The organism is Arthrobacter hankyongi (genome assembly GCF_022012395.1).
Classification (GTDB): domain Bacteria; phylum Actinomycetota; class Actinomycetes; order Actinomycetales; family Micrococcaceae; genus Crystallibacter; species Crystallibacter hankyongi.
On record NZ_JAKLTQ010000017.1, the window covers coordinates 25430 to 46880 of the forward strand.

Below are 21451 nucleotides of genomic sequence, written 5' to 3' on the forward strand. Positions count from 1 at the left end.
GGTGACCGTAACCAACAACCATGCCACCCACCTGGCCGGGCCGGTGCTGGTGCTCGGCACCGGGCTGCTCGGCACCAGTATTGGACTGGGCCTGCGCGCCCGCGGCATCGAAGTGCTGCTGTCCGACCCGTCGCCGTCAGCCCAGGCCGTAGCCCAGGACATCGGTGCCGGCCGCATCCTGGCCCCGGAGGACCGCACTGCGCCGCAGCTCGTCGTCGTCGCCGCGCCGCCGGACGTGACCGCCCGCGTGGTCTCCGAGGCGCTGCGCCGGTACCCGGACGCCGTCGTCGTCGACATCGCCAGCGTGAAGGCCGCGGTGCTGGCCGAACTGCGGCAGGACACGGCGCTCTCGGCGCAGGACCTGGCCCGCTACGTGGGCACCCACCCGATGGCCGGACGGGAGAAGTCCGGACCGGTGGCCGCCCGCGGCGAGCTGTTCACCTCCATGCCATGGGTGCTCTGCCCGTCCGACCTGGCTGCCCCGGAGGCGGTCAAGACCGCCCGCGAACTGGCGATCGACCTGGGCGCACTGGTGTCCCAGATGTCGGCCGAGGAGCACGACGGCGCCGTGGCGCTGATCTCCCACCTGCCGCAGGTGATGTCCTCGCTGCTGGCCAGCCGGCTGCAGGACACCCCGGCGCATGCCCTGTCGCTGTCCGGCCAGGGACTGCGCGACGTCACCCGGATCGCCGCGAGTGATCCGGCCCTGTGGGTACAGATCCTCGGGGCCAACGCCCCGCGGCTGGTCACGCACCTGTACGGGGTCCGCGAGGACCTGAACCGGCTGATCAACACCCTGGAGCATCCCGAGGCCGACGGCGCCCGGCTGGACCTGGCCCAACTGATCAGCGAGGGCAATGCCGGCCAGGCCCGGATCCCGGGCAAGCATGGCGGTCCGCCGCAGGCCTTCGCCTGGCTGACGGTGCTGGTGGACGACCGGCCCGGGCAGATCGCCCGCCTGCTCACCGAGATCGGCGAGGAGGGCATCAACCTCGAAGACCTGCGCCTGGACCACTCCGCCGGACAGGATGTGGGTATGGTGGAAATTTCGGTCCTGCCCGGCAAGCGCCAGCAGCTGGTCGATTACTTGAGCACGCACGGATGGAAGGTATTGCAATGAGTGTGGCTGAAACGGATATGACGACGTTCCGGTGGGGCAAGCCTCTGGTCGTCGCCATCGACGGCCCGTCCGGATCGGGCAAATCCAGTGTCAGCCGCGAAACGGCGCGCCGCCTCAAGGCCGCGTACCTGGACACCGGCGCCATGTACCGGGCGGTCACCTGGCATTGCCTGGCCACCGGCGTGGACCTGGAGGACGCTGCCGCCGTCGAAAACGCCTGCGAGGAAGTGGACCTGGGCATCAGCACCAACCCGGACCGCCAGCAGGTGGCCGTGGGCGGCCGCGACGTGACCGAGGCGATCCGCGAACCGGAGATCTCCAAATCTGTCAGTGCCGTGGCGACCACCTTGGGCGCCCGCGCCGAACTGATCCGCCGGCAGAAGCAGATCATCGCTGACTCCGGCCGCCGGATCGTGGCCGAGGGCCGCGACATCACCACCGTGGTGGCCCCGGATGCCGAGGTGCGGATCCTGCTGACCGCCAGCGAGGAGTCCAGGCTGCGCCGCCGCGGCCTGCAGCTGGGCGGCACCCAGAGCGCCGAGGCCCTGCAGGAACAGGTGCTGGCCCGGGACGCCAAGGACTCCGCCGTCGTGAACTTCCACGAGGCCGCCGACGGCGTGTTCACGGTGGATTCCTCCGATCTTGACTTTGATGAAACGGTCGACGCGGTGCTGGCGGTTATCCGCCGGGCCACCCGCTGACCACCCCCAGCCAGAAGGGCACCCCAACCATGAGCGCGAACCAATCCGGCAATCCCGGCGAGGACAACTTCGGCGACGAATACCAGCCCGAAGGCGAGGACCATATCGCCGAACACCTCGAGGAGTTCGACGACGAGGCGGCCGAGCAGCGCGCGGCCACCTTGCGCGCCGGGCTGGCCGACTACGAGCTGGACGAGGAGGACGCCGCCCTGCTCGAGGGCCGGTTCGAGGAAGCCGGCGAAGATGCCGAGCTGCAGCTGGATCCGGTGCTGGCCATTGTCGGGCGGCCGAATGTGGGCAAATCCACGTTGGTCAACCGCATCATCGGCCGGCGCGAGGCCGTGGTCGAGGACACTCCGGGTGTCACCCGGGACCGGGTGAGCTACTCGGCGACCTGGAACGGGCGGAATTTCACGCTGGTGGACACCGGCGGCTGGGAACACGATGCCAAGGGCATCCACGCCCGGGTGGCGGACCAGGCCGAGATCGCCGCGGACATGGCCGACGCCGTGCTGCTGGTCGTCGATTCCAACGTGGGCGCCACGGCCACCGACGAGGCAGTGGTCCGGATGCTGCGGCGCAAGAAGAAGCCGGTCATCCTGGTGGCCAACAAGGTGGACGACATGGTCCAGGAGTCCGACTCGGCGGCCCTGTGGTCGCTGGGCTTCGGCCAGCCGTATCCGGTTTCCGCGCTGCACGGGCGCGGTACCGCGGACATGCTGGACGCGGTCATGGAGGTGCTGCCCGAGCATTCTGCCTACGGCGGCATCGCCCGCACCGGCGGCCCCCGCCGGGTGGCCCTGCTGGGCCGGCCGAACGTGGGCAAGTCCTCGCTGCTGAACAAGCTGGCCGGCAGCGAGCGGGTAGTGGTGGATCCGCAGGCCGGAACCACCCGCGATCCGGTAGACGAAATGATCGAACTGGGCGGGCGCACCTGGCGTTTCGTGGACACCGCCGGTATCCGCCGCCGGGTGCACATGCAGCAGGGCGCGGACTTCTACGCCTCGCTGCGGACCCAGTCGGCGCTGGACAAGGCCGAGGTCGCCGTCGTTTTGCTGGCGGTTGACGAGGTGCTGGCCGAGCAGGACGTGCGCATCCTCCAGATGGCCATCGACTCCGGCCGAGCCCTGGTGCTGGCCTTCAACAAGTGGGACCTGCTCGACGACGACCGCCGGCGGTACCTGGAGCGCGAAATCGAGCAGGACCTGGCGCATGTGGACTGGGCCCCGCGGGTGAACCTCTCGGCCAAGACCGGCTGGCACAAGGACAAGCTGGTGCCGGCCCTGGACAAGGCGCTGGAGTCGTGGGACAAGCGCATTCCCACCGGGCGCCTGAACGCCTTCCTGGGCGAGCTCGTGGCGGCGCACCCGCACCCGGTGCGCGGCGGCAAGCAGCCGCGCATCCTCTTCGGCACGCAGGCGTCCAGCCGGCCGCCGAAGTTCGTGCTGTTCACCAGCGGGTTCCTGGATCCAGGCTACCGCCGCTTCATCACCCGCCGGCTGCGCGAGACCTTCGGCTTCGAGGGGACCCCGATCGAAATCAGCATGCGCGTGCGCGAAAAACGACCGCGCAAGAAATAGCCGCGCAGGAAGCAGCCGAAGGGCAAAACCCGGACACACCCGATGGGCGGGCCGATTTTCGAATCGGCCCGCCCATCGGCTATTGTTATCTAGTTGCTTCGGACGGCCCAAGGGCCGTGACGGGCAATGGTTTCGGGTTGTGGCGCAGCTTGGTAGCGCACCTGACTGGGGGTCAGGGGGTCGCAGGTTCAAATCCTGTCAACCCGACAAAGAGAAGGGCCGTCGACGAGTAGAAATACTGGTTGGCGGCCTTTAGCCGTTTCCAGACGATGTGTGCGGCCGCCGCAGTCCACACCTCACCTCTCCCCACTCATTTTGGGCGGGATAGATGCAGTAATGCGGCCGGATAACAGCATCTATCCCGCCCAAGTTCACGGGGGAGGGGGCCGGGGGTGGGGCGCCGGCTGGCCCTCCAGGTCATCCCAAGGGGATGAGGCACACCGAAGCGGATCGGACAAGACTTCATCAGGCGGAACTTTTGTCTGGAGGTCTCCATGTCGAGAGGTGAAGCGCAAGGCGACGTGCTGCGCGAGGCCCCGGCGCGGGCCCCGCTCGTTCTAGCGTCCCTGATCATCGTCGCCGGCGTAGCCAACCTGAACCTATCCGTGGCCAACGTCGCCCTGCCCTCGATCGGGAAGGCGTTCGACTCTTCGCAGACCACGCTCAACCTGATCGCGGTCGGCTACTCCCTGGGGCTCGCGGCGTCGGTGCTCTACTTCGGCGCGGTCGGCGACCGGTACGGGCGCAAGCTGCTGCTGCTCCTGGGCATCCTGCTCTCCGTGCCCGCCTGCCTGCTCGCGGCGTACGCCTGGGACGACAGCGTGCTGGTGCTGGCACGCATCCTCGGCGGCCTGTCGGCCGGCATGGCCTATCCCACCACTCTGGCGCTGATCACCGCCCTGTGGGCGGGGCCGCCGCGGACGAAATCCATCGCGTTGTGGTCGGCGCTCGGCGGGGCCATATCGGCGCTCGGGCCGCTGACCGCCGGTGCCCTGCTGGAACACTTCTGGTGGGGGTCGGTGTTCCTGGTGACGCTGCCGCTGGCCGTGGTGGCACTCATCATGGCGTGGTTGTTCGTTCCCGCCCACGTCAACGAGTCGACCGAGCCGGTGGACAACCTCGGCGGCATCCTCTCGGTGGTGCTCGTCGCGGGCCTGGTCCTGGCCATCAACTTCGCTCCGGTGCCCGGCAAGGGGACCTTGGTGCTGGGGCTGGCGTTGATTGCGCTCGCGGCGACGCTGGCGTTCGTCCTCCGCCAGCGGCGCGCACCCAACCCGTTGTACGACTTGCACATCGCAGGCCGCCGTACCTTCTGGGTGGCTGCCTGCGCCGGCATCATCGTGTTCGGTTCGCTGATGGGGTCCGCCTTCATTTCGCAGCAGTACCTCCAAAACGTGCTGGGCTATTCCACGGTCGAGGCCGGCGCCGCGTTCCTGCCGGCCGTCCTGTTCATGGTGCTCGTGGCCCCCCGCTCGGCCAAGCTGGTGGAGTCCCACGGCGCCCGGACGACACTGCTCATCGGCTACGTGTTCCTGTTCCTCGCCTTCCTCGCGATGCTCCTGCTCTGGCAGGAGGACAGCAGCTACTGGGAGGTCGGGATCGCGTACGCCCTGATCGGTATCGGGGTCGGCTTCGCCGGAACCCCGGCGTCGCACTCGTTGACTGGTTCCGTACCGGTCCGCCGCGCGGGCATGGCGTCCGGTACTGCGGACCTCCAACGCGACCTCGGTGGGGCGATCATGCAGTCGATCCTCGGCGCCCTGCTCACCGCCGGTTATGCTTCGGCGTTCTTCGCCACCATCGCGGCCTCGCCCGACGCCGACCAGGTGTCCGCCAACGTACAGGCCGAGCTGACTAAGTCGTTCGCATCGGCCGAGGTGACCGCGCAGCAGTATCCGCAGTACGCCGACCAGATCATCGCCGCGGCGAAGGCTTCATTCCTGGCGGGCGACGACTGGGCCTATCTGGCGGGCCTCATCGCGATCGTGCTGGGTGCTCTGCTCGTCTTCTTTATGTTCCCGCGCCGTGACGTCGAGCAGGAGCTCCTGCGCCGCTACCACGCGGAGGATGCAGGTTCCGCCGCCACCGGGACCTAGGCCGGATCCGGAGACTGGGCCGACGGCGAAGGGGCCGGCACAGGGCCGGTCGCTTCGCGGGATAACGGATTAGGGAGCTGCGGGCTTGAACGGTTGCAGCTCTTCCTCGCCGCCCCTCACCGTGATGCAGCTGGACTCCGGCACCTCCTGCCAGGCTCCGTGAAGATCCCCCAGGGGTTCGGAAACCACCAGCCGGGTATCGTCGGAAAGCCCGTGCAGGAGCGGGTAGTCCGGGTATTGTGCGCGCAGCGTGGAGATATCGGTGCTGTGGAAGAGTGTCCGGGACTGGCCTTCGCTGGAGTAGCGCACGGCCCAAGTGGCGTTGCCGTCGGTCGTTGCCACCGTCATCTGGATCGGGTGTTCGACGCCGTGGCGCCGTCCGGTTTCTTCGATGAGTCCGACGGCGGCTGCGATCGCTGCCGGCGGGTCCTGTTCCAAGCCGAAGGTCAGCGCCAGGTAGAAGAACACCTCGGAGTCTGTCGAGCCCTCGATCCCGGGGTAGAGCTCGGGAGCGACGGCGAAGACCAGATCGCGCTTGACCGTGGCGAAATCCCTGATCAGTCCGTTGTGCATCCACAGCCAGTTGCCATGGCGGAACGGGTGGCAGTTCGTCTGCTGGACCGCCGAACCGGTGGAGGCACGGATGTGCGCGAAGACCCGGCCGGACCTTGCGTGCGAGGCGAGTTCGTGCAAGTTGCGGTCGTTCCAGGCCGGCTCCGTGCTGTGGAACATGCCGGGCTCGGCCAACGCTCCGTACCAGCCGACGCCGAAGCCGTCCCCGTTGGTGGTTTCGGCGCCCATCCGGGAATGCTTGCTTTGAATGACAAGCGAATTGGTGGGTTTATAGAGGAGGTCGCCCACACTCACTGGTGAGCCGGAATATGCGAGCCAGCGGCACATGTTATCGTCCCTTCCGAAGCGATTGCACCATGCCAGGGCAGACGGCGGATCATCCCCGCCGGATGATCTTCCGGCCGGCTCGCTCCAAGGTTCTGCCGCGGCGCCATGCTGTCCACAACACTACGGTTGCCGTGAACATCAGGGCAGCTGCGATGGCCGAATACAGTGTCCACGTGGTGAACCAGGCCGCCTGGACGCCCAAGATCCGGCGGGCCTGATAGGCGCTGCCGGAGGGGCCGGCGGCGATGCCTGCAGTCAGCAGGTTCGGTGCGGCCAGCACCAGTGCTGCGGCAAGGATCGCTGCCTTCCACGCCCCGCCGAGGCGGTCGCCGCGGGCCCGCCACGCCAGCAGGAGGGGGAGCAAGGTAAAGGTGAAGCCGTAGCACATGCCCGCCAGGATGCTGCCGCCAGGGTCCCCGCCTATCTGATCCCCGCCCACCTGGCTGCCGATCAGGGTGGCCCACCACACCGGCAGCGGCGTGGATATAGCGGCACCGGCAAGCATCACGGGCACCAGCAGCAGGGCCGCCGGCGCCGCCCGGGTCTGCCACGGGACCTTGGGGCGGTCCTCGGTGAAGCCCGCTTCGAAGCCCATACCGCCATGATGGCAGATGTGGGCGGCTGGGACGGCGGTATGCCTATACTTTCAGCGGTGGTGCGGACCTTTGCCGCCACCGAGCAGCATCAGCTCAGAAATAACGGCGCGAGAAAGGCATCAGATGAGCAACGTCCCCGCAGATCTGCACTACACCGCCGAACATGAATGGGTAGCGCCCACGGACGATGATGGCGTGGTGCGTGTGGGCATCACCGATTTTGCCCAGGACGCGTTGGGCGACGTGGTCTACGTGCAGCTGCCCGAGAACGGTGCCAGTATCGTGGCCAACGATGTCGTCGGTGAGGTCGAGTCCACCAAGAGCGTCAGCGACATCTACGCCCCGGTAAGCGGGGAAGTGGTGACCCGCAACGAGGCCCTGGACACGGATCCGGCGCTGATCAACTCCGATCCCTACGGGGATGGCTGGCTGGTCGAAATCCGGCTGGCGGAAGCGGACGCGGTCGATTCGCTGCTCAGTGCCTCCGAGTACGAACAGCAGGTAGGCTAGAGCTACCGGGGCCGTTATTAGCCAGCCGTAAACAACTAATGGCCACCCGGTCCGGGCCGGGTGGCCGCTTTCGACGCTATTCCTAGGGGAGGACATTTTGATGGTGGGGCCAGAGCATAATGCAGCAGGCGGCAAAGACGCGGCCGCTTCGGAGCCTGTGCCGGAGACCACTTCCATCAGTATGCCGCCGCGGACGGCGGCCCCTGCCCGAAAGCCGCAGCTGTCCGCGGAAGAGGAAGCCGCCGTCGACGCGTTGCCGGCAGGTTCCGCGCTGCTGATCGCGCACAGCGGACCGAACATGGGCGCCCGGTTCCTGCTGGACCAGGATGTCACCACCGCCGGCCGCCATCCGGAGGCAGATGTCTTCCTGGACGATGTCACGGTTTCGCGCAAGCACGCCGAATTCCGCCGCAATGCTGAGGGCTTCATGGTGGTGGATTCGGGCAGCCTGAACGGCACCTACGTCAACAACGACCGGGTGGACAGCCTGCAACTGCGCACCGGCAACGAGGTCCAGATCGGCAAGTTCCGCCTGACCTACTACGCGGGCGCTGCCGTCCCCAAGGGGCAGGACTAGGCAGTGCCTGCCTCGCAGCCGGCTCGGCGTGCGCTGGGCACCGGACGGGATTCCCATCGGAACGGAGTCCTGAATATTGGGGAGGTCCTGCAGCAGCTCAGCGGGGATTTTCCGCAGATCAGCGCGTCGAAAATCAGGTTCCTCGAGGAGAAGGGCCTGATTTCGCCGCAGCGTACGCCCGCCGGCTATCGCAAGTACACCGACCTGGACGTCGAGCGGCTGCGCTTCGTCCTGGCCCTGCAGCGGGACCAGTATCTGCCGCTGAAGGTGATTAAGGACTACCTGGACGCCATCGACCGGGGCGAACGGCCCGAGGCCCTGCCTGGCGGCATGGCACTGACTCCCCGCGTGGTCTCGGAGCAACTGTCCCGGGAGCTCGCCGACCGGGGCCGGGCCCTGAGCCTGGCCGAACTGGGCGCGAAGGCGGGTGCCGGCCAGGAGCTGATGGCGGACCTGCTCGGCTACGGCCTGTTGCACCAGCAGGAGTCCGGCTACGACGAGCACGCGCTCGGTGTGGTCAAGGCCTGCGTCGAACTGCAGGCGCATGGCATCGAACCCCGCCACCTGCGCAGCTTCCGGGCTGCGGCGGACCGGCAGATGGACCTGGTCGAGGGCGCAGTGGCACCGCTGGCGTCCCGCCGGGACGTGGCCTCCAAGGCCCGTGCGGCCGAGACAGCAAAGGAAATCAGCGGACTGTGCCTGAGGCTGCACAGTGCCTTGGTGAACGGCGATATTGCCAGGTTGGACCGCTGATCGGAGGAGCCATGCTCGAAGTCGAGGTTGTGGGAGTGCGGATCGAACTGCCTTCCAACCAGCCGCTGGTCCTGTTGAAGGAAAAGGACGGCGAACGCCACATCCCGATCTGGATCGGAGCCCCGGAGGCCAGTGCCATCGCCTTTGCCCAGCAGGGCATCACGCCGCCGCGGCCCATGACGCATGATCTGCTGGTCGATGTGGTCCGTGAGCTTGGCCGGGCCGTCACCGAGGTGCGGTTGGTGGCCGTGCGGGACACCGTGTTCTATGCCGAACTGGTGTTCGACGGCGGCAATACCGTCAGCTCGCGGGCTTCGGATGCGCTGGCGGTCGCCCTGCGTGTGCCCTGCCCGATCTACTGCGCCGAGGAAGTCATGGAAGACGCCGGCGTCAAGATCGCCGAGGCGGTCGACGACGACGAGGATGGCAGTGGCGAGGGCGAGAACGAGAACGAGGAAAAACAGCTGCGCCAGTTCCGTGAATTCCTGGCCGACGTCGAACCGGAGGATTTCGAGAAGTAGCGGCTCGAAATTTCCCGGTTTCCGCGGTTGTCAAGGCCCCGGGTGCGCTTCCCGGCCGACACACCGCGCGACACGCCGCAGCTGAAAGTCCCAGCGTCTTTGACCGCGGGCCCCCGCCGTTCTAACGTCGAAGAATACAGTTCCCGTTGCACCGGCAGTCATCTGAGAGCACACTTAGTTCAAACCGTGTTGATGCAGGCGGTGCTGACTTACCCGGGGGGAACTTCTACAAGGAGGGTTCACGTGAGTCCTAAAGGTGATGCAGGGAAAGCCTCGCACGCCATGAAACGGGGCGCAGCCGTACCGGCCAGCGCGCAAGGATTGTTGTTCACCGAGGACCTTCCGGTTCTGGATGAAGATGCCGGCTACCGAGGCCCGACGGCGTGCAAAGCCGCCGGCATCACCTACCGTCAGTTGGACTACTGGGCCCGTACGGGCCTGGTCGAGCCTGCCGTGCGCGGCGCCTCCGGTTCCGGTACGCAGCGGCTGTACGGGTTCCGGGACATCCTGGTTCTTAAGGTCGTGAAAAGGCTGCTGGATACCGGTGTATCGCTGCAGCAGATCCGCACCGCAGTCGAGCACCTGCGCGAACGCGGAGTGGAGGACCTGGCCCAGATCACGCTGATGAGCGACGGCGCCAGTGTATATGAGTGCACCTCGGCGGACGAAGTGATCGACCTGGTCCAGGGCGGCCAGGGCGTGTTCGGCATCGCCGTTGGACGCGTCTGGCGGGAAGTCGAGGGCAGCCTGGCACAACTGCCCAGCGAACATGCGATGGAGCAGGAGTTCCCGGAGGATGAACTGAGCCGCCGCCGGGCAGCGCGCCGGATCAGCTAAGGGCTGCAGCCGGACGAATGAACTGAATACGGGTGAGGGAGGCAACCAGCGTCGGTTGCCTCCCTCACCCGGTTCCGGCCGGGAACGGCTCAGCCCGAGGTCGAGCCGGCCTCGGCCAGTTTGGCCTCCGGCTGGGCCGGCTGGCGGCGCCGGCGGCCGGAGTCCGTGAAGTGCTTGAGCAGCTCATCGAAGGTGGCCGCGGCCTGCCGCGCCGATTCACCCGGCCACTGATGGATCGAATGGGCGGCACCCTGGATCTGCTGCCAGTTCGCCTGTTCGGCGATGGTCGGTTCCAGCAGTTGCTCCCCGAACATCGTGCGCATCTCCGCCATCCGGTACATGTGTTCGCTGGAACCGGCACGGACCCGGTTGGCCACCACGCCGGCGGTGACCAGATCCGGGGCAAACTCCTCGCGGAACAGGTCCAGTGCCCGCATGGTCCGTTCCGTGCCGGCCACCGAGAACAGGCTTGGTTCGGCCACCAGCAGGACCCGGTCGCTGGCCATCCAGGCCATCCTGGTCAGCCCGTTCAGCGACGGCGGACAGTCGATCAGCACCAGCGCATAGCCGGTGACGTCGGAGAGCACCTTGACCAGCCGGACCAGATCCCGGCGGCGCAGGTCCGGGCGGTCGTAGATGCCGGTGTAGGCGGATCCGAAAGCTACGTCCAGCACCTGCCGGCCGGGCGAATGCTCCTGCTTGGCCGTGGCCACCCAGCCGCTCGGCGCCACGTGCGATGCCGGATCCGCACGGCGGGGATTCCTGAGCATCCGGCCGATGTCGTCCTGCCGGGACGGGCGCACACCCAGACCCGTGGTGGCATCGGCATGTGGGTCCAGGTCAACGACCAGGGTGGGGATGCCTGCGGCCAACGCAGCCGACGCGAGCCCCAAGGTGACCGAGGTTTTCCCGACGCCGCCCTTGAGGCTGCTGATGCTCACTACTTGCACGTTTAGAACCGAAACCTAACGTCTTGCTGCTTGTCCTGCGGGGCTGCGCCCCCTGTTTCCCGTATTCATCATAGGTGCGCCGCCGCTGGTTCCGGGGCTTTGGCCGGGGCGTGTGGGGGACTGAGTAACATAGCCGGCCGGCGATGTGATGTGTGCGACACTGGCTTGATAGGCGGTGCTGCCGCCACTGAGACTTGCAGCATATCCATCTATCCGCGACGACGCAGGAGCACTATGTTCTCGAAGATCCTTGTGGCCAACCGCGGCGAGATCGCCATCAGGGCCTTCCGCGCAGCCTACGAGCTGGGTGCGAAGACGGTGGCCGTCTTCCCGCACGAGGACCGCAATTCCATCCACCGGCAGAAGGCTGACGAGGCCTACCTGATCGGCGAAGAAGGCCACCCGGTGCGGGCCTACCTGGACGTGGATGAGATCGTGCGGGTGGCCAAGGAATCCGGCGCGGATGCGATCTACCCGGGCTACGGGTTCCTGTCCGAGAATCCGGACCTGGCGCGGGCGGCCCAGGCGGCTGGGATCACCTTCGTGGGTCCGCCGGCCGAGGTGCTGCAGCTGGCCGGCCACAAGGTCCATGCGCTGGATGCGGCGCGCAAGGCAGGGATTCCGGTGCTGAAGTCCTCGGCGCCGTCGTCGGATGCCGACGAGCTGCTGGCCGAGGCCGAGCAGATCGGCTTCCCGATCTTCGTCAAGGCGGTGGCCGGCGGCGGCGGGCGGGGGATGCGCCGGGTGGACACCCGCGAGGCGCTGCCGGAGGCGCTGGCCTCGGCGATGCGCGAGGCGGACACCGCCTTTGGTGACCCCACGGTCTTCCTGGAGCAGGCGGTGCTGCGTCCGCGGCACATCGAGGTGCAGATCCTGGCCGATGGGCAGGGCAATGTGATGCACCTGTTCGAGCGCGACTGTTCGCTGCAGCGCCGGCACCAGAAGGTGATCGAGATCGCCCCGGCGCCGAACCTGGACGAGAACATCCGGCAGGCCCTCTACCGGGATGCGGTGAAGTTCGCCAAGGCCCTGGGCTACGTCAACGCCGGCACGGTGGAATTCCTGGTGGACACCGTGGGCGAGCGGGCCGGGCAGCATGTGTTCATCGAGATGAACCCGCGGATCCAGGTCGAGCACACGGTGACCGAGGAAATCACCGACGTGGACCTGGTCCAGGCGCAGCTGCGGATCGCGGCGGGGGAGTCGCTGGCGGACCTGGGCCTGTCCCAGGACTCGGTGTCGATCAAGGGTGCGGCGCTGCAGTCGCGGATCACTACCGAGGACCCGGCCAACGGTTTCCGCCCCGACGTCGGCAAGATCACTGCCTACCGCTCCGCCGGCGGCGCGGGCGTGCGGCTGGACGGTGGCACTGTCTACGCGGGCGCGGAAATCAGCCCGCACTTCGACTCGATGCTGGTCAAGCTCACCTGCCGGGGCCGGGACTACCGCACCGCGGTGGCGCGGGCCCGCCGCGCGCTGGCCGAGTTCCGCATCCGCGGCGTCTCGACCAACATCGCCTTTTTGCAGGCGGTGCTGGACGATCCGGAGTTCGTGGCCGGCAACGTCGCCACCAGCTTTATTGACGAACGTCCCGAACTGCTCAAGGCCCGGGTCTCCGCCGACCGCGGCACCAAGCTCCTGACCTACCTGGCGGACGTGACCGTGAACCGGCCTAACGGCACGCTGAAGGTGGCCGTCGACCCGGCGGAGAAACTGCCTGCCGCAGCCCGGGCCGCTTCGGCGGTCACCGGGGTGCTGTCCGTGGTGCCGGCCAGCGGCAGCCGCCAGCAATTGCAGCAGCTGGGCCCGGAAGGCTTTGCCGCTGCGCTGCGGGCCCAGACTGCGGTGGCGGTCACCGACACCACCTTCCGGGACGCCCACCAGTCGCTGCTGGCCACCCGGGTGCGCACCCGCGACCTGGTCGCCGCCGGACCGGCAGTGTCGGCCCTGATGCCGCAGCTGTTCTCGGTGGAGGCGTGGGGCGGGGCTACCTACGACGTCGCGCTGCGCTTCCTGGGCGAGGATCCGTGGGAGCGGCTGGCCGCGCTGCGGAAGGCGATTCCGAACATCTGCCTGCAGATGCTGCTGCGCGGGCGCAACACCGTCGGCTACACGCCGTACCCGCAGGAAGTCACCGCGGCGTTTGTGCAGGAAGCCGCGGCCACCGGCATCGACATCTTCCGGATTTTCGATGCGCTCAACGACGTATCCCAGATGGAACCGGCGATCCGCGCCGTGCGCGAGACCGGAACCGCGGTTGCCGAGGTGGCGCTGTGCTACACCGGGGACCTGCTGGACCCGGACGAGACGCTGTACACGCTGGACTACTACCTGGACCTGGCCCAGCGGATCGTCGATGCCGGCGCGCACATCCTGGCCATCAAGGACATGGCGGGCCTGCTGCGCCCGGCGGCCGCGGCCAAGCTGGTGACCGCCCTGCGCGAACGGTTCGACCTGTCGGTGCACCTGCACACCCACGACACGGCCGGCGGCCAGATGGCCACCCTGCTGGCCGCCGTCGAGGCCGGGGTCGACGCCGTGGATACCGCCAGCGCCTCCATGGCCGGCACCACCAGCCAGCCGTCGGCGTCCGCCCTCGTGGCCGCCCTGGCCCATACCGAACGGGACACCGGCCTGGACCTGGCCGCAGTCAGTTCGCTCGAACCCTACTGGGAGGCCGTGCGCCGGGTCTACGCGCCGTTCGAATCCGGACTGCCCGGGCCCACCGGCCGGGTCTACCTGCACGAGATCCCCGGCGGGCAGCTGTCCAACCTGCGCCAGCAGGCCATGGCCCTGGGCCTGGGCGAGCGGTTCGAGGACATCGAGAACATGTACGCGGCCGCGGACCGGATGCTCGGCCGGCTGGTCAAGGTCACCCCGTCCTCGAAGGTCGTCGGCGACCTGGCCCTGGCCCTGGTCGGTTCCAACGTGGACCCGGGCGAGTTCGCCGAGAATCCGCAGAAATTCGACATCCCGGATTCGGTCATCGGTTTCCTCGGCGGCGAGCTGGGCACCCCGCCCGGCGGCTGGCCCGAGCCGTTCCGGACCAAGGCATTGGCCGGCCGCACCGTGAAGGTGCGCGACGAGGAACTGAGCGCCGAGGACACGGCCGCGCTCCAGGGTGATTCGGCACAGCGCCGCGCCACCTTGAACCGGCTGCTGTTCGCCGGACCCACCCGGGACTTCGAGAAGACCCGGGAAGTCTACGGGGACGTGTCCGTGCTGGACACCCGGGACTACCTCTACGGCCTGCAGCACAACACCGAGCACATCATCCAGCTCGAACGCGGCGTGAAGCTGATCGCCAAGCTCGGGGCCATCTCCGAGCCGGACGAGAAGGGTATGCGAACGGTGGTGTGCACGCTCAACGGCCAGCAGCGCAACGTCGCGGTCCGGGACCGCTCGGTCGAGTCCGATGTCAAGGTTGCCGAGAAGGCGGACCCGAACCAGCCCGGCCACGTGGCCGCCCCCTTCGCCGGTGCCGTCACCGTCACCGTGAAGGTTGGCGACACGGTCAAGGCCGGGGACACTGTGGCGACCATCGAGGCGATGAAGATGGAGGCGGGCATCACCACGCCCGTGGGCGGGACCATCTCGCGGCTGGCCGTCTCCGCCGTCGAACAGGTCCAGGGCGGGGACCTGCTGGTGGTCGTCGGCCCGCTGCAGGCGGAGTAGTCTAGCCGGACCGGCGGCCCGGGGCGGTTTGCCGCTTCGGGCCGCCGGTATAGTGGAGGGCTGTGACGTACTACGATCTGGCCATCATCGGCTCCGGCTCAGGCAACTCCCTGGTGACCCCCTACTGGGACGGCAGGAAGGTCGCCATTGTCGATGGCGGGACCTTCGGCGGCACCTGCCTGAACGTCGGGTGCATCCCCACCAAGATGTTCGTGTATCCGTCCCAGCTGGCGGCGGCCGCCGGACAGGCCGGGCCGCTCGGCGTCGACCTCCGGCTCGACAAGGTGCGCTGGCAGCAGATGCGGGACCGGATTTTCGGCCGGATCGACGCCATCTCCGAAGCCGGGCGGCGCTACCGGGACGAGGAGCTCGAGAATGTCACCCTGTACCAGGATTTCGCGCGCTTCACCGGGCCGAAATCGCTGGTCACCGCCGGCGGGCATGCCATCGAGGCCGGTCATGTCGTGGTCGCCGCAGGTTCCCGCGCCGTGCTGCCGCAGGTGCCGGGCATCGACCTGCCCCAGGTGCACACCTCGGATACCGTCATGCGCATCGATCAGCTGCCGGAGCGCGTCCTGGTGGTCGGCGGCGGGTTCGTGGCTGCCGAATTCGCGGCCGTGTTCTCCGGCCTCGGCGCCGAGGTCACGCAGGTCAACCGCTCCGCACCGCTGCTCAAGTCCGAGGACGCCCTGGTCTCGGAGCGCTTCACCGAGGCCGCCGCACGGTCCTGGGACCTGCGGCTGGGCTGGACACTGTCGGCCATCGAGGAACACGGCACCGGAGTGCGCGCGGTCTTCGCGGCGTCGGAGGGCGCCGGTTCACAGACCGTCGATGCCGACATCGTGCTGGTGGCCCTTGGCCGGGTGCCCAATACGGACACCCTGGATGCGGCGGCGGCCGGTTTCGACCTGACCGGGGACGGCCGGCTTGCCGTGGACGGCTACCAGCGGGTGCTGTCCGGCGGCGTCCCGCTGCCGGATGTCTGGGCGCTTGGCGACATCAGCAACCCCTTCCAGCTCAAGCATGTGGCCAACCACGAGGCCCGCACGGTGGTCCACAACCTGGAGCATCCGGAGCAGCTGCGCCGCAGCGACCACCGTTTCGTTCCCTCGGCCGTTTTCACCCGGCCGCAGATCGCCAGCGTGGGCCTGACCGAGCAGGCGGCCCGCGCGCAGGCTGCCGGCGGCCAGATCGTGACCGCCGTGCAGGAGTATGGTTCCACCGCCTACGGCTGGGCGATGGAGGACACCGAGGGATTCGTGAAGCTGGTGGCGGAGAAGGCCACCGGCCGCCTGCTGGGGGCGCATATCATGGGCCATGACGCCGCGACGCTGATCCAGCCGCTGATCCAGGCCCTGACCTTCGGCCTGGACGTGCACAGCATGGCGCGCGGGCAGTACTGGATCCATCCGGCGCTGACCGAGGTGGTGGAGAACGCCCTGTTGTCGCTGGACCTGCCCCCTGGGGGCTAAGCTAGCGCCGGGGGTCCCCGCCGCGAGCTTGCGAGCGGTGGGAAGGCGCGACACGGTAGATGGTGTCCACGAGGTCGGCATAGTCCTGCAGCACCTTCGCCCGCTTGATCTTGAGCGACGGCGTCAGGTGCCCGGAGGCTTCGGTGAAGTCGGCGGGTACTACCCGGAAGCTCCGTACCGCCTCCGCCTGCGAGACTGTCCCGTTGGCCTCGTCCACGGCGGCCTGGAGTTCCGCCAGCACCGGTTCGAGCCCGGCGGCGTCGGCCGGGCCGGCTGCGGCCAGGCCGCGGCGCTGCAGCCAGCCGGGCAGTGCCTCTTCGTCAAGGCTGATCAGCGCCGAGACGAATGGCCGCTGGTCGCCGATGACCACGCACTGCGACACCAGCGGGTGGGCCCGGATCCGGTCTTCCAGCAGCGCCGGAACGACATTCTTCCCCGCCGCCGTCACGATGATTTCCTTCTTGCGTCCGGTGACGCGGACGAAGCCGTCCTCGTCCAGGGCGCCCAGGTCCCCGGTACGGAACCAGCCGTCGGCGAAGGCCTCCTGGGTCAGATCGGGACGGTTGTAGTAGCCGCGCATGACGCACACGCCCTTGGCCAGGATTTCGCCGTCGTCGGCGATCCGCACCGCGTTGCCCGGCAGCGGCGATCCGACGGTGCCGATCTTGACCAGGCGGGGGGTGTTGACCGACACCGGCGCGGTGGTCTCGGTCAGCCCGTAGCCTTCCAGGACCAGTAGCCCGACGCCGTGGAAGAAGTGCCCGAGCCGTTCGCCCAGGGGTGCGCCGCCGGAGACGGCGTAGCGCACCTGGCCTCCCATGGCCTCGCGGATCTTGTGGTACACGAGCTTGTCGAAGAGCCGGTGCCGGCACTTGAGCAGGAAGGGGACCCGGCCGGCGGCCGAGGCCTGCGACCAGGCGACGGCTGTATCCGCCGCCGCACGGAAGATCCTGCCTTTTCCGCCGTCCTCGGCCTTGAGCTGCGAGGAGGTGTAGACCTTCTCGAACACCCGCGGCACGGCCAGGATGAAGGAAGGCCGGAAGCTCTGCAGGTCCGGCAGCAGGTTTTTCACATCGGAGGTGTGGGCCACCGTGACGCCGGCGGCGACGCAGAGCACGGAGATGAAACGGGCGAAGACATGGGCCAGCGGCAGGAACATGATCGTCCGGGCACCTTCGTGGGCGACCTCGGGCAGCGCCGCGGCGGCATTGACCGCCAGTTCCACGAAGTTCCCGTGCGTGAGTTCGCAGCCCTTGGGCCGGCCGGTGGTGCCCGAGGTGTAGATGATCGTGGCCAGGTCGCCCAGGCCGGCCAGCCTGCGCCGTTCCTCGATCACGGTTTCGGCGACGTTCACGCCGGCTTCGCCCAGCGCATCGAGGGTGGCCCCGTCCAGCTGCCAGATGTGGCGCAGGGCGTCCGGTGCCTCGCTGCGCACCGCGGTCCGGATCCGCTGCACATGCGCAGGACCCTCGGCGAACACTCCGACGGCGCCGGAATCGTCCAGGATCCAGGCGACCTGCGCGGGGGAAGAGGTCTCGTAGATCGGGACTGAAACCGCCCCGGCGAACCAAATGGCGAAATCCACCAGGCTCCACTCGTACCGTGTGCCGGCCATGATGCCTACCCGGTCTCCGGCCGCAATACCGCTGGCCACCAGTCCCTTGGCCAGTGCCTTGGCATCGGAGAGGAACTCGCTGGCCCTGATGTCCTGCCAGCTGCCGTGGCTGTCGCGGCGGGAGAAGAGCGCCGGATCCGAGGCCAGTGCGGCCTGACCGGCGAGCAGATCGGTGATGTTGGACCCTCGCGGGACATCCACCATGACAGGCACGCTGAATTCGCGCACGATCGCTCCTTTGCTCGGGGCCCCGCAGGGATTGCCCCCAGCGTATAAGGTTTGACCGCGTGGCGGCCGGACGCCGGCCAACAAATCGGTAACGGCCGCGACCTCGTAGGATAAGTCGATGGACTCCAGACAGCGCCGCCGGCGGCGGATCCCCACCGTGCTGCAGCACCGCCACCCACGGCCCGGGGCGGCCAGCGGGCGGCTGGCCATCGGCGTGGATATCGGCGGCACCAAGGTGGCTGCCGGTGTCGTCGACGGCGAGGGGCAGGTGCTGGCGCAGGAGGTGCGGCAGACGCCCGGGGACGATCCGACCGAAGTGGAACGGGTCATCGCTCAACTGGTCCGTGCCTTCGCTGACAGCTACGCCGTCGGCTCGGTAGGGGTCGGTGCTGCGGGCTGGATGGATCTGGACGGCGGTACCGTCCTGTTCAGCCCGCATCTGGCCTGGCGGCACGAACCGCTGCGGGCCAACCTGCAGGCGCTGCTCGGCCGCCGGGTCGTGGTGGCCAACGATGCCAACGCCGCCGCCTGGGCGGAATGGCGCTTTGGCGCCGGGCGCGGCCAGCGCCGGCTGGTGTGCATCACCCTGGGGACCGGGATCGGCGGGGCCATGGTCACCGACGGCCGGATCGAGCGCGGCAACTGGGGCGTGGCCGGGGAATACGGACACCAGGTCCTGGTGCCGCACGGCCACCGCTGCGAATGCGGCAACCGGGGCTGCTGGGAGCAGTATGCCTCCGGCAACGCGCTGGGCCGGGAGGCCCGCGAATTGGCGGAGGCTAATTCGCCGGTCGCGCTGGAATGGCTGCGCGCTGCCGGCGGCCAGGCCGACGCCATTACCGGGGCCATGATCACCGCGCTCGCGCTGGACGGACACGCGGCCAGCAGGGAACTGCTCGAGGACGCCGGTGAGTGGCTGGGCCTTGGGCTGGCCAACCTTGCTGCCGCGCTGGATCCCGGGATGTTCGTGATCGGCGGCGGGCTGTGCGAAGCGGGGGACCTGCTGCTGGAGCCGGCCCGGCACGCCTTCGCCCGCAATCTGGCCGGCCGCGGCTACCGTCCCGAGGCTCCGGTCCGCCCGGCAGTCCTCGGGGCCGGGGCAGGACTGGTGGGCGCCGCGGACCTGTCCAGGTTCTAGCTGCCAGGCCTTTGCCCAGTTAGACTTTTGCTCCGTCGTCGTACCCGTCCCGTTCCGACGGCAGCCGCGAGACCAGGTATCCTGCCGCGGCGATGACCAGCACGATGATCCCCAGCACGGCCGCCATGGGCACACCGCGCCAGAACATGGCAATCAACAGCAGCCCGACCGGTCCGCCGGCCACCATGAGCCAGGCCAGCACCACCAGCGGTTCCCCGGCGCCCAGCGGCGCCGGTTCCGGCGGCACGTAACCTTCGTCGTCGTCGTCAGCGGCGGTGTAGTCCCGTGGCCCGGGCTCCGGGACCAGTTCGCTGTCCGTGGATTCGAGCCGGGCCACCAGGTCCAGCCATTCGGCCTCCTCCCGGGACCGCTCAGGCTCGGTCATCTGCGGGCCTCCCTGCGGCCAGGAACCCGGCAGTGCGGGCAAAGATCGTTTCGGCGTCGTTGTCCAGCGTGGCCACATGGTAGCTGTCCGGCAGCGGGACCACTTCCAGCTGGCCGCCGATCCGGCGGCGGATCAGTTCCACGCTCGAAGCCGGGACCACATGGTCGACGGCGGACCGGAAGACCAAGGTGGGGGCGGTGACGGCCGGCAGCGCGGCGGCGGTATCGGCGATCAACCGGCGCAGCTGGTGCACTGCGGCCACAGGAGTACGCGGGTAGGCCTGTTCATCCATGCCCGGGCGCTTGATGTCGTTGCCGATGGCTTTCACGCTGCGGACGGCGTATTTGAGCAGGCCGGCATAGCGCGCGGCGGGATCCGCGATGCTCAGTGCCGGATTGACGACGGCGACGCCGGCCACCGGCCGGCGCGCGGCCAGCCGCAGCGCCAGCGTTCCGCCCATGGACAGGCCGGCGGCGAAGACGGCGGAGCGTTCGCGGGCCAGCTCGTCCCAGGCGCGTTCATAGGCGTCGTACCACTGCTGCCACGGGGTGCGGACCAGGTCCTGCCACCGGGTGCCATGGCCCGGCAGCAGCGGCACGGCGACGGTGAAGCCCTGCTCCGTGAGGTAGTCGGCCCAGCCCTGGATGCTGTGCGGGGAACCGGTGAAGCCATGGCCGAGCACAATGCCGATGGCGCCGTTGCGGCTGCCGGCCGCCGGAGTCCGGGCAGGCTGGATGGAAGTCATGCCTCTATCGTGTCATCCTGCACCACCGTGCGACTACGCCGGTCCGTGCCGCCTGGCCGGGGCGGCGTCCCGATCGATTATTCTGGTGAGGAAAATGCAGCCAGCCCGCCGCAACCGGAACCGGAAGGCCCCTCGTGTTCTATTGGGTAATGAAGACGATCTTCATCGGACCGATCGTCCGGCTGCTGTTCCGGCCCTGGATCAAGGGATTGGACAATGTTCCCGCCGAGGGGCCGGCGATCCTGGCCAGCAACCACATGTCCTTCTCCGACTCGATCTTCCTGCCGGTGGCGGTGACCCGGCCGGTGGTCTTCCTGGCCAAGGCAGAGTATTTCGCCGGCAAGGGGATCAAGGGCCGGCTGACCGCGGCCTTCTTCCGCATGACCAACCAGCTGCCGATGGACCGTTCCGGCGGCTCGGCGTCGGCCAACTCGCTGCTGGCGGGGGCCGATGCGCTGGCCCAGGGCGGGCTGCTCGGGATCTATCCCGAGGGCACCCGCAGCCCCGACGGCCGGCTCTACCGCGGCAAGACCGGTGTCGCCAAGCTGGCGCTGCGCACCGGCGTACCGGTGATCCCGGTGGCCATGATCGGCACCGACAAGGTCCAGCCGATCGGGCGCCGGATTCCGAATATCCGCCGGGTGGGCACGATCATCGGCAAGCCGCTGGACTTTTCCCGGTACGAGGGCCTGGCCGAGGACCGGTTCGTGCAGCGGGCGGTTACCGACGAGATCATGTACGAAATCATGCGGCTGTCCGGCCAGGAGTACGTCGACGTGTACGCGTCCACAGTGAAGGCGCAGCTGGCGGCACGCAAGGCCGGCAAAACCGGCCGGACGGCCCAGCAGCAGCGGGCCCGGGACGCGGTCAGGCTCAGCCCGGAGCAGGCCGGCCAGACGGACCAGGCCGGAACCGGAGCGGGTGGGAAGGCTCCCGGAGCGATCACCGAAATCGGCGGCGCCCCGCCGGCCGGCCAGGCTCCCCGGCCGCCGGAGCAAGATCCAGGACGCACGCCGGAAATGTGACAGCGGCGGCGGGAAGCGTTACGGCCC

Annotated in this window: 19 protein-coding genes and 1 tRNA gene; 14 read left to right on the plus strand and 6 right to left on the minus strand. The window is 68.5% G+C overall.

Annotated elements, in window-relative coordinates; all coding sequences use genetic code 11:
- Position 1: 1 nt before the first annotated feature.
- The 5 genes from LVY72_RS18140 to LVY72_RS18160 all read left to right on the plus strand — a co-directional run bounded on the left by LVY72_RS18140 (position 2) and on the right by LVY72_RS18160 (position 5497).
- Positions 2-1120: a prephenate dehydrogenase gene (locus LVY72_RS18140; RefSeq protein WP_237824195.1), complete on the plus strand. Its 1119-nt coding sequence runs from the start codon at positions 2-4 to the stop codon at positions 1118-1120.
- Entirely contained in the window at positions 1117-1821 is a 705-nt protein-coding gene (gene cmk / locus LVY72_RS18145; RefSeq protein ID WP_237824205.1) for a (d)CMP kinase, read from the plus strand. The genes LVY72_RS18140 and cmk overlap by 4 nt, the downstream gene beginning before the upstream one ends.
- Before the next feature lie 29 nt (positions 1822-1850).
- Complete coding sequence (gene der / locus LVY72_RS18150; RefSeq protein ID WP_237824206.1) at positions 1851-3401, plus strand: ribosome biogenesis GTPase Der; 1551 nt, start codon at positions 1851-1853, stop codon at positions 3399-3401.
- A gap of 133 nt (positions 3402-3534) precedes the next feature.
- Positions 3535-3608 (plus strand) — tRNA-Pro (locus LVY72_RS18155).
- Between the two features lie 287 nt (positions 3609-3895).
- Positions 3896-5497, plus strand: a complete 1602-nt coding sequence (locus LVY72_RS18160; RefSeq protein ID WP_237824208.1) for an MFS transporter — start codon at positions 3896-3898, stop codon at positions 5495-5497.
- 69 nt (positions 5498-5566) lie between these two features.
- On the opposite strand, the gene LVY72_RS18165 is transcribed toward LVY72_RS18160, so the two are convergent.
- Both LVY72_RS18165 and LVY72_RS18170 read right to left on the minus strand, forming a co-directional pair.
- The gene (locus tag LVY72_RS18165; protein WP_237824210.1) at positions 5567-6397 is read right to left on the minus strand and encodes a class II glutamine amidotransferase; all 831 of its coding nucleotides are present in this window, start codon (positions 6395-6397) and stop codon (positions 5567-5569) included.
- 49 nt (positions 6398-6446) lie between these two features.
- On the minus strand, positions 6447-6992 hold the full coding sequence (locus LVY72_RS18170; RefSeq protein WP_237824212.1) for a hypothetical protein: 546 nt from the start codon (positions 6990-6992) through the stop codon (positions 6447-6449).
- A 124-nt stretch (positions 6993-7116) separates the two neighbouring features.
- On the opposite strand from LVY72_RS18170, the gene gcvH reads away from it, so the two are divergent.
- From gcvH to LVY72_RS18195, 5 genes are all read left to right on the plus strand, one after another.
- On the plus strand, positions 7117-7503 hold the full coding sequence (gene gcvH, locus LVY72_RS18175; RefSeq protein ID WP_237824214.1) for a glycine cleavage system protein GcvH: 387 nt from the start codon (positions 7117-7119) through the stop codon (positions 7501-7503).
- A gap of 100 nt (positions 7504-7603) precedes the next feature.
- A complete protein-coding gene (locus tag LVY72_RS18180) occupies positions 7604-8080 on the plus strand; it encodes an FHA domain-containing protein (RefSeq protein ID WP_237824215.1) in 477 nt (158 codons plus the stop codon).
- Between the two features lie 33 nt (positions 8081-8113).
- Positions 8114-8833, plus strand: a complete 720-nt coding sequence (gene ftsR, locus LVY72_RS18185; protein WP_237824461.1) for a transcriptional regulator FtsR — start codon at positions 8114-8116, stop codon at positions 8831-8833.
- An 11-nt stretch (positions 8834-8844) separates the two neighbouring features.
- Positions 8845-9354: a bifunctional nuclease family protein gene (locus LVY72_RS18190; protein WP_237824218.1), complete on the plus strand. Its 510-nt coding sequence runs from the start codon at positions 8845-8847 to the stop codon at positions 9352-9354.
- Positions 9355-9597: 243 nt separating this feature from the next.
- Positions 9598-10191 carry a MerR family transcriptional regulator gene (locus LVY72_RS18195; RefSeq protein ID WP_237824220.1) on the plus strand — a complete coding sequence of 198 codons (594 nt, stop codon included), beginning with the start codon at positions 9598-9600 and terminating at the stop codon, positions 10189-10191.
- Between the two features lie 89 nt (positions 10192-10280).
- On the opposite strand, the gene LVY72_RS18200 is transcribed toward LVY72_RS18195, so the two are convergent.
- Positions 10281-11141, minus strand: a complete 861-nt coding sequence (locus LVY72_RS18200; RefSeq protein WP_237824222.1) for a ParA family protein — start codon at positions 11139-11141, stop codon at positions 10281-10283.
- Between the two features lie 234 nt (positions 11142-11375).
- Here LVY72_RS18200 and LVY72_RS18205 point away from each other — a divergent pair, with 234 nt between their 5' ends.
- Both LVY72_RS18205 and LVY72_RS18210 read left to right on the plus strand, forming a co-directional pair.
- A complete protein-coding gene (locus tag LVY72_RS18205; RefSeq protein WP_237824229.1) occupies positions 11376-14816 on the plus strand; it encodes a pyruvate carboxylase in 3441 nt (1146 codons plus the stop codon).
- A 62-nt stretch (positions 14817-14878) separates the two neighbouring features.
- On the plus strand, positions 14879-16288 hold the full coding sequence (locus LVY72_RS18210; protein ID WP_237824231.1) for a mycothione reductase: 1410 nt from the start codon (positions 14879-14881) through the stop codon (positions 16286-16288).
- Position 16289: 1 nt separating this feature from the next.
- Here the strand turns inward: LVY72_RS18210 and LVY72_RS18215 are convergent, their stop codons facing one another.
- Complete coding sequence (locus tag LVY72_RS18215) at positions 16290-18131, minus strand: AMP-dependent synthetase/ligase (RefSeq protein ID WP_237824233.1); 1842 nt, start codon at positions 18129-18131, stop codon at positions 16290-16292.
- 118 nt (positions 18132-18249) lie between these two features.
- Between LVY72_RS18215 and LVY72_RS18220 the strand changes: the two genes are divergently transcribed.
- Complete coding sequence (locus LVY72_RS18220; protein ID WP_237824235.1) at positions 18250-19269, plus strand: ROK family protein; 1020 nt, start codon at positions 18250-18252, stop codon at positions 19267-19269.
- Positions 19270-19288: 19 nt separating this feature from the next.
- Here LVY72_RS18220 and LVY72_RS18225 read toward each other — a convergent pair whose 3' ends face one another.
- Positions 19289-19654: a hypothetical protein gene (locus LVY72_RS18225; protein WP_237824236.1), complete on the minus strand. Its 366-nt coding sequence runs from the start codon at positions 19652-19654 to the stop codon at positions 19289-19291.
- The gene (locus LVY72_RS18230; protein WP_237824238.1) at positions 19641-20399 is read right to left on the minus strand and encodes an alpha/beta hydrolase; all 759 of its coding nucleotides are present in this window, start codon (positions 20397-20399) and stop codon (positions 19641-19643) included. The genes LVY72_RS18225 and LVY72_RS18230 overlap by 14 nt, the downstream gene beginning before the upstream one ends.
- 134 nt (positions 20400-20533) lie before the next feature.
- Here LVY72_RS18230 and LVY72_RS18235 point away from each other — a divergent pair, with 134 nt between their 5' ends.
- Positions 20534-21424 (plus strand): lysophospholipid acyltransferase family protein, encoded by an 891-nt coding sequence (locus LVY72_RS18235; RefSeq protein WP_237824246.1) that lies wholly within the window; start codon positions 20534-20536, stop codon positions 21422-21424.
- The last annotated feature ends 27 nt before the right edge of the window (positions 21425-21451 follow it).

Bases quoted from the DNA above. Each gene is read 5' to 3' on its own strand.
- gcvH (WP_237824214.1), top strand. From the start codon at position 7,117: ATGAGCAACGTCCCCGCAGATCTGCACTACACCGCCGAACATGAATGG.
- LVY72_RS18205 (WP_237824229.1), top strand. From the start codon at position 11,376: ATGTTCTCGAAGATCCTTGTGGCCAACCGCGGCGAGATCGCCATCAGG.
- LVY72_RS18170 (WP_237824212.1), bottom strand. From the start codon at position 6,992: ATGGGCTTCGAAGCGGGCTTCACCGAGGACCGCCCCAAGGTCCCGTGG.
- LVY72_RS18190 (WP_237824218.1), top strand. From the start codon at position 8,845: ATGCTCGAAGTCGAGGTTGTGGGAGTGCGGATCGAACTGCCTTCCAAC.
- der (WP_237824206.1), top strand. From the start codon at position 1,851: ATGAGCGCGAACCAATCCGGCAATCCCGGCGAGGACAACTTCGGCGAC.
- LVY72_RS18230 (WP_237824238.1), bottom strand. From the start codon at position 20,399: ATGACTTCCATCCAGCCTGCCCGGACTCCGGCGGCCGGCAGCCGCAAC.
- LVY72_RS18165 (WP_237824210.1), bottom strand. From the start codon at position 6,397: ATGTGCCGCTGGCTCGCATATTCCGGCTCACCAGTGAGTGTGGGCGAC.
- LVY72_RS18160 (WP_237824208.1), top strand. From the start codon at position 3,896: ATGTCGAGAGGTGAAGCGCAAGGCGACGTGCTGCGCGAGGCCCCGGCG.
- LVY72_RS18180 (WP_237824215.1), top strand. From the start codon at position 7,604: ATGGTGGGGCCAGAGCATAATGCAGCAGGCGGCAAAGACGCGGCCGCT.
- LVY72_RS18220 (WP_237824235.1), top strand. From the start codon at position 18,250: ATGGACTCCAGACAGCGCCGCCGGCGGCGGATCCCCACCGTGCTGCAG.
- LVY72_RS18225 (WP_237824236.1), bottom strand. From the start codon at position 19,654: ATGACCGAGCCTGAGCGGTCCCGGGAGGAGGCCGAATGGCTGGACCTG.
- cmk (WP_237824205.1), top strand. From the start codon at position 1,117: ATGAGTGTGGCTGAAACGGATATGACGACGTTCCGGTGGGGCAAGCCT.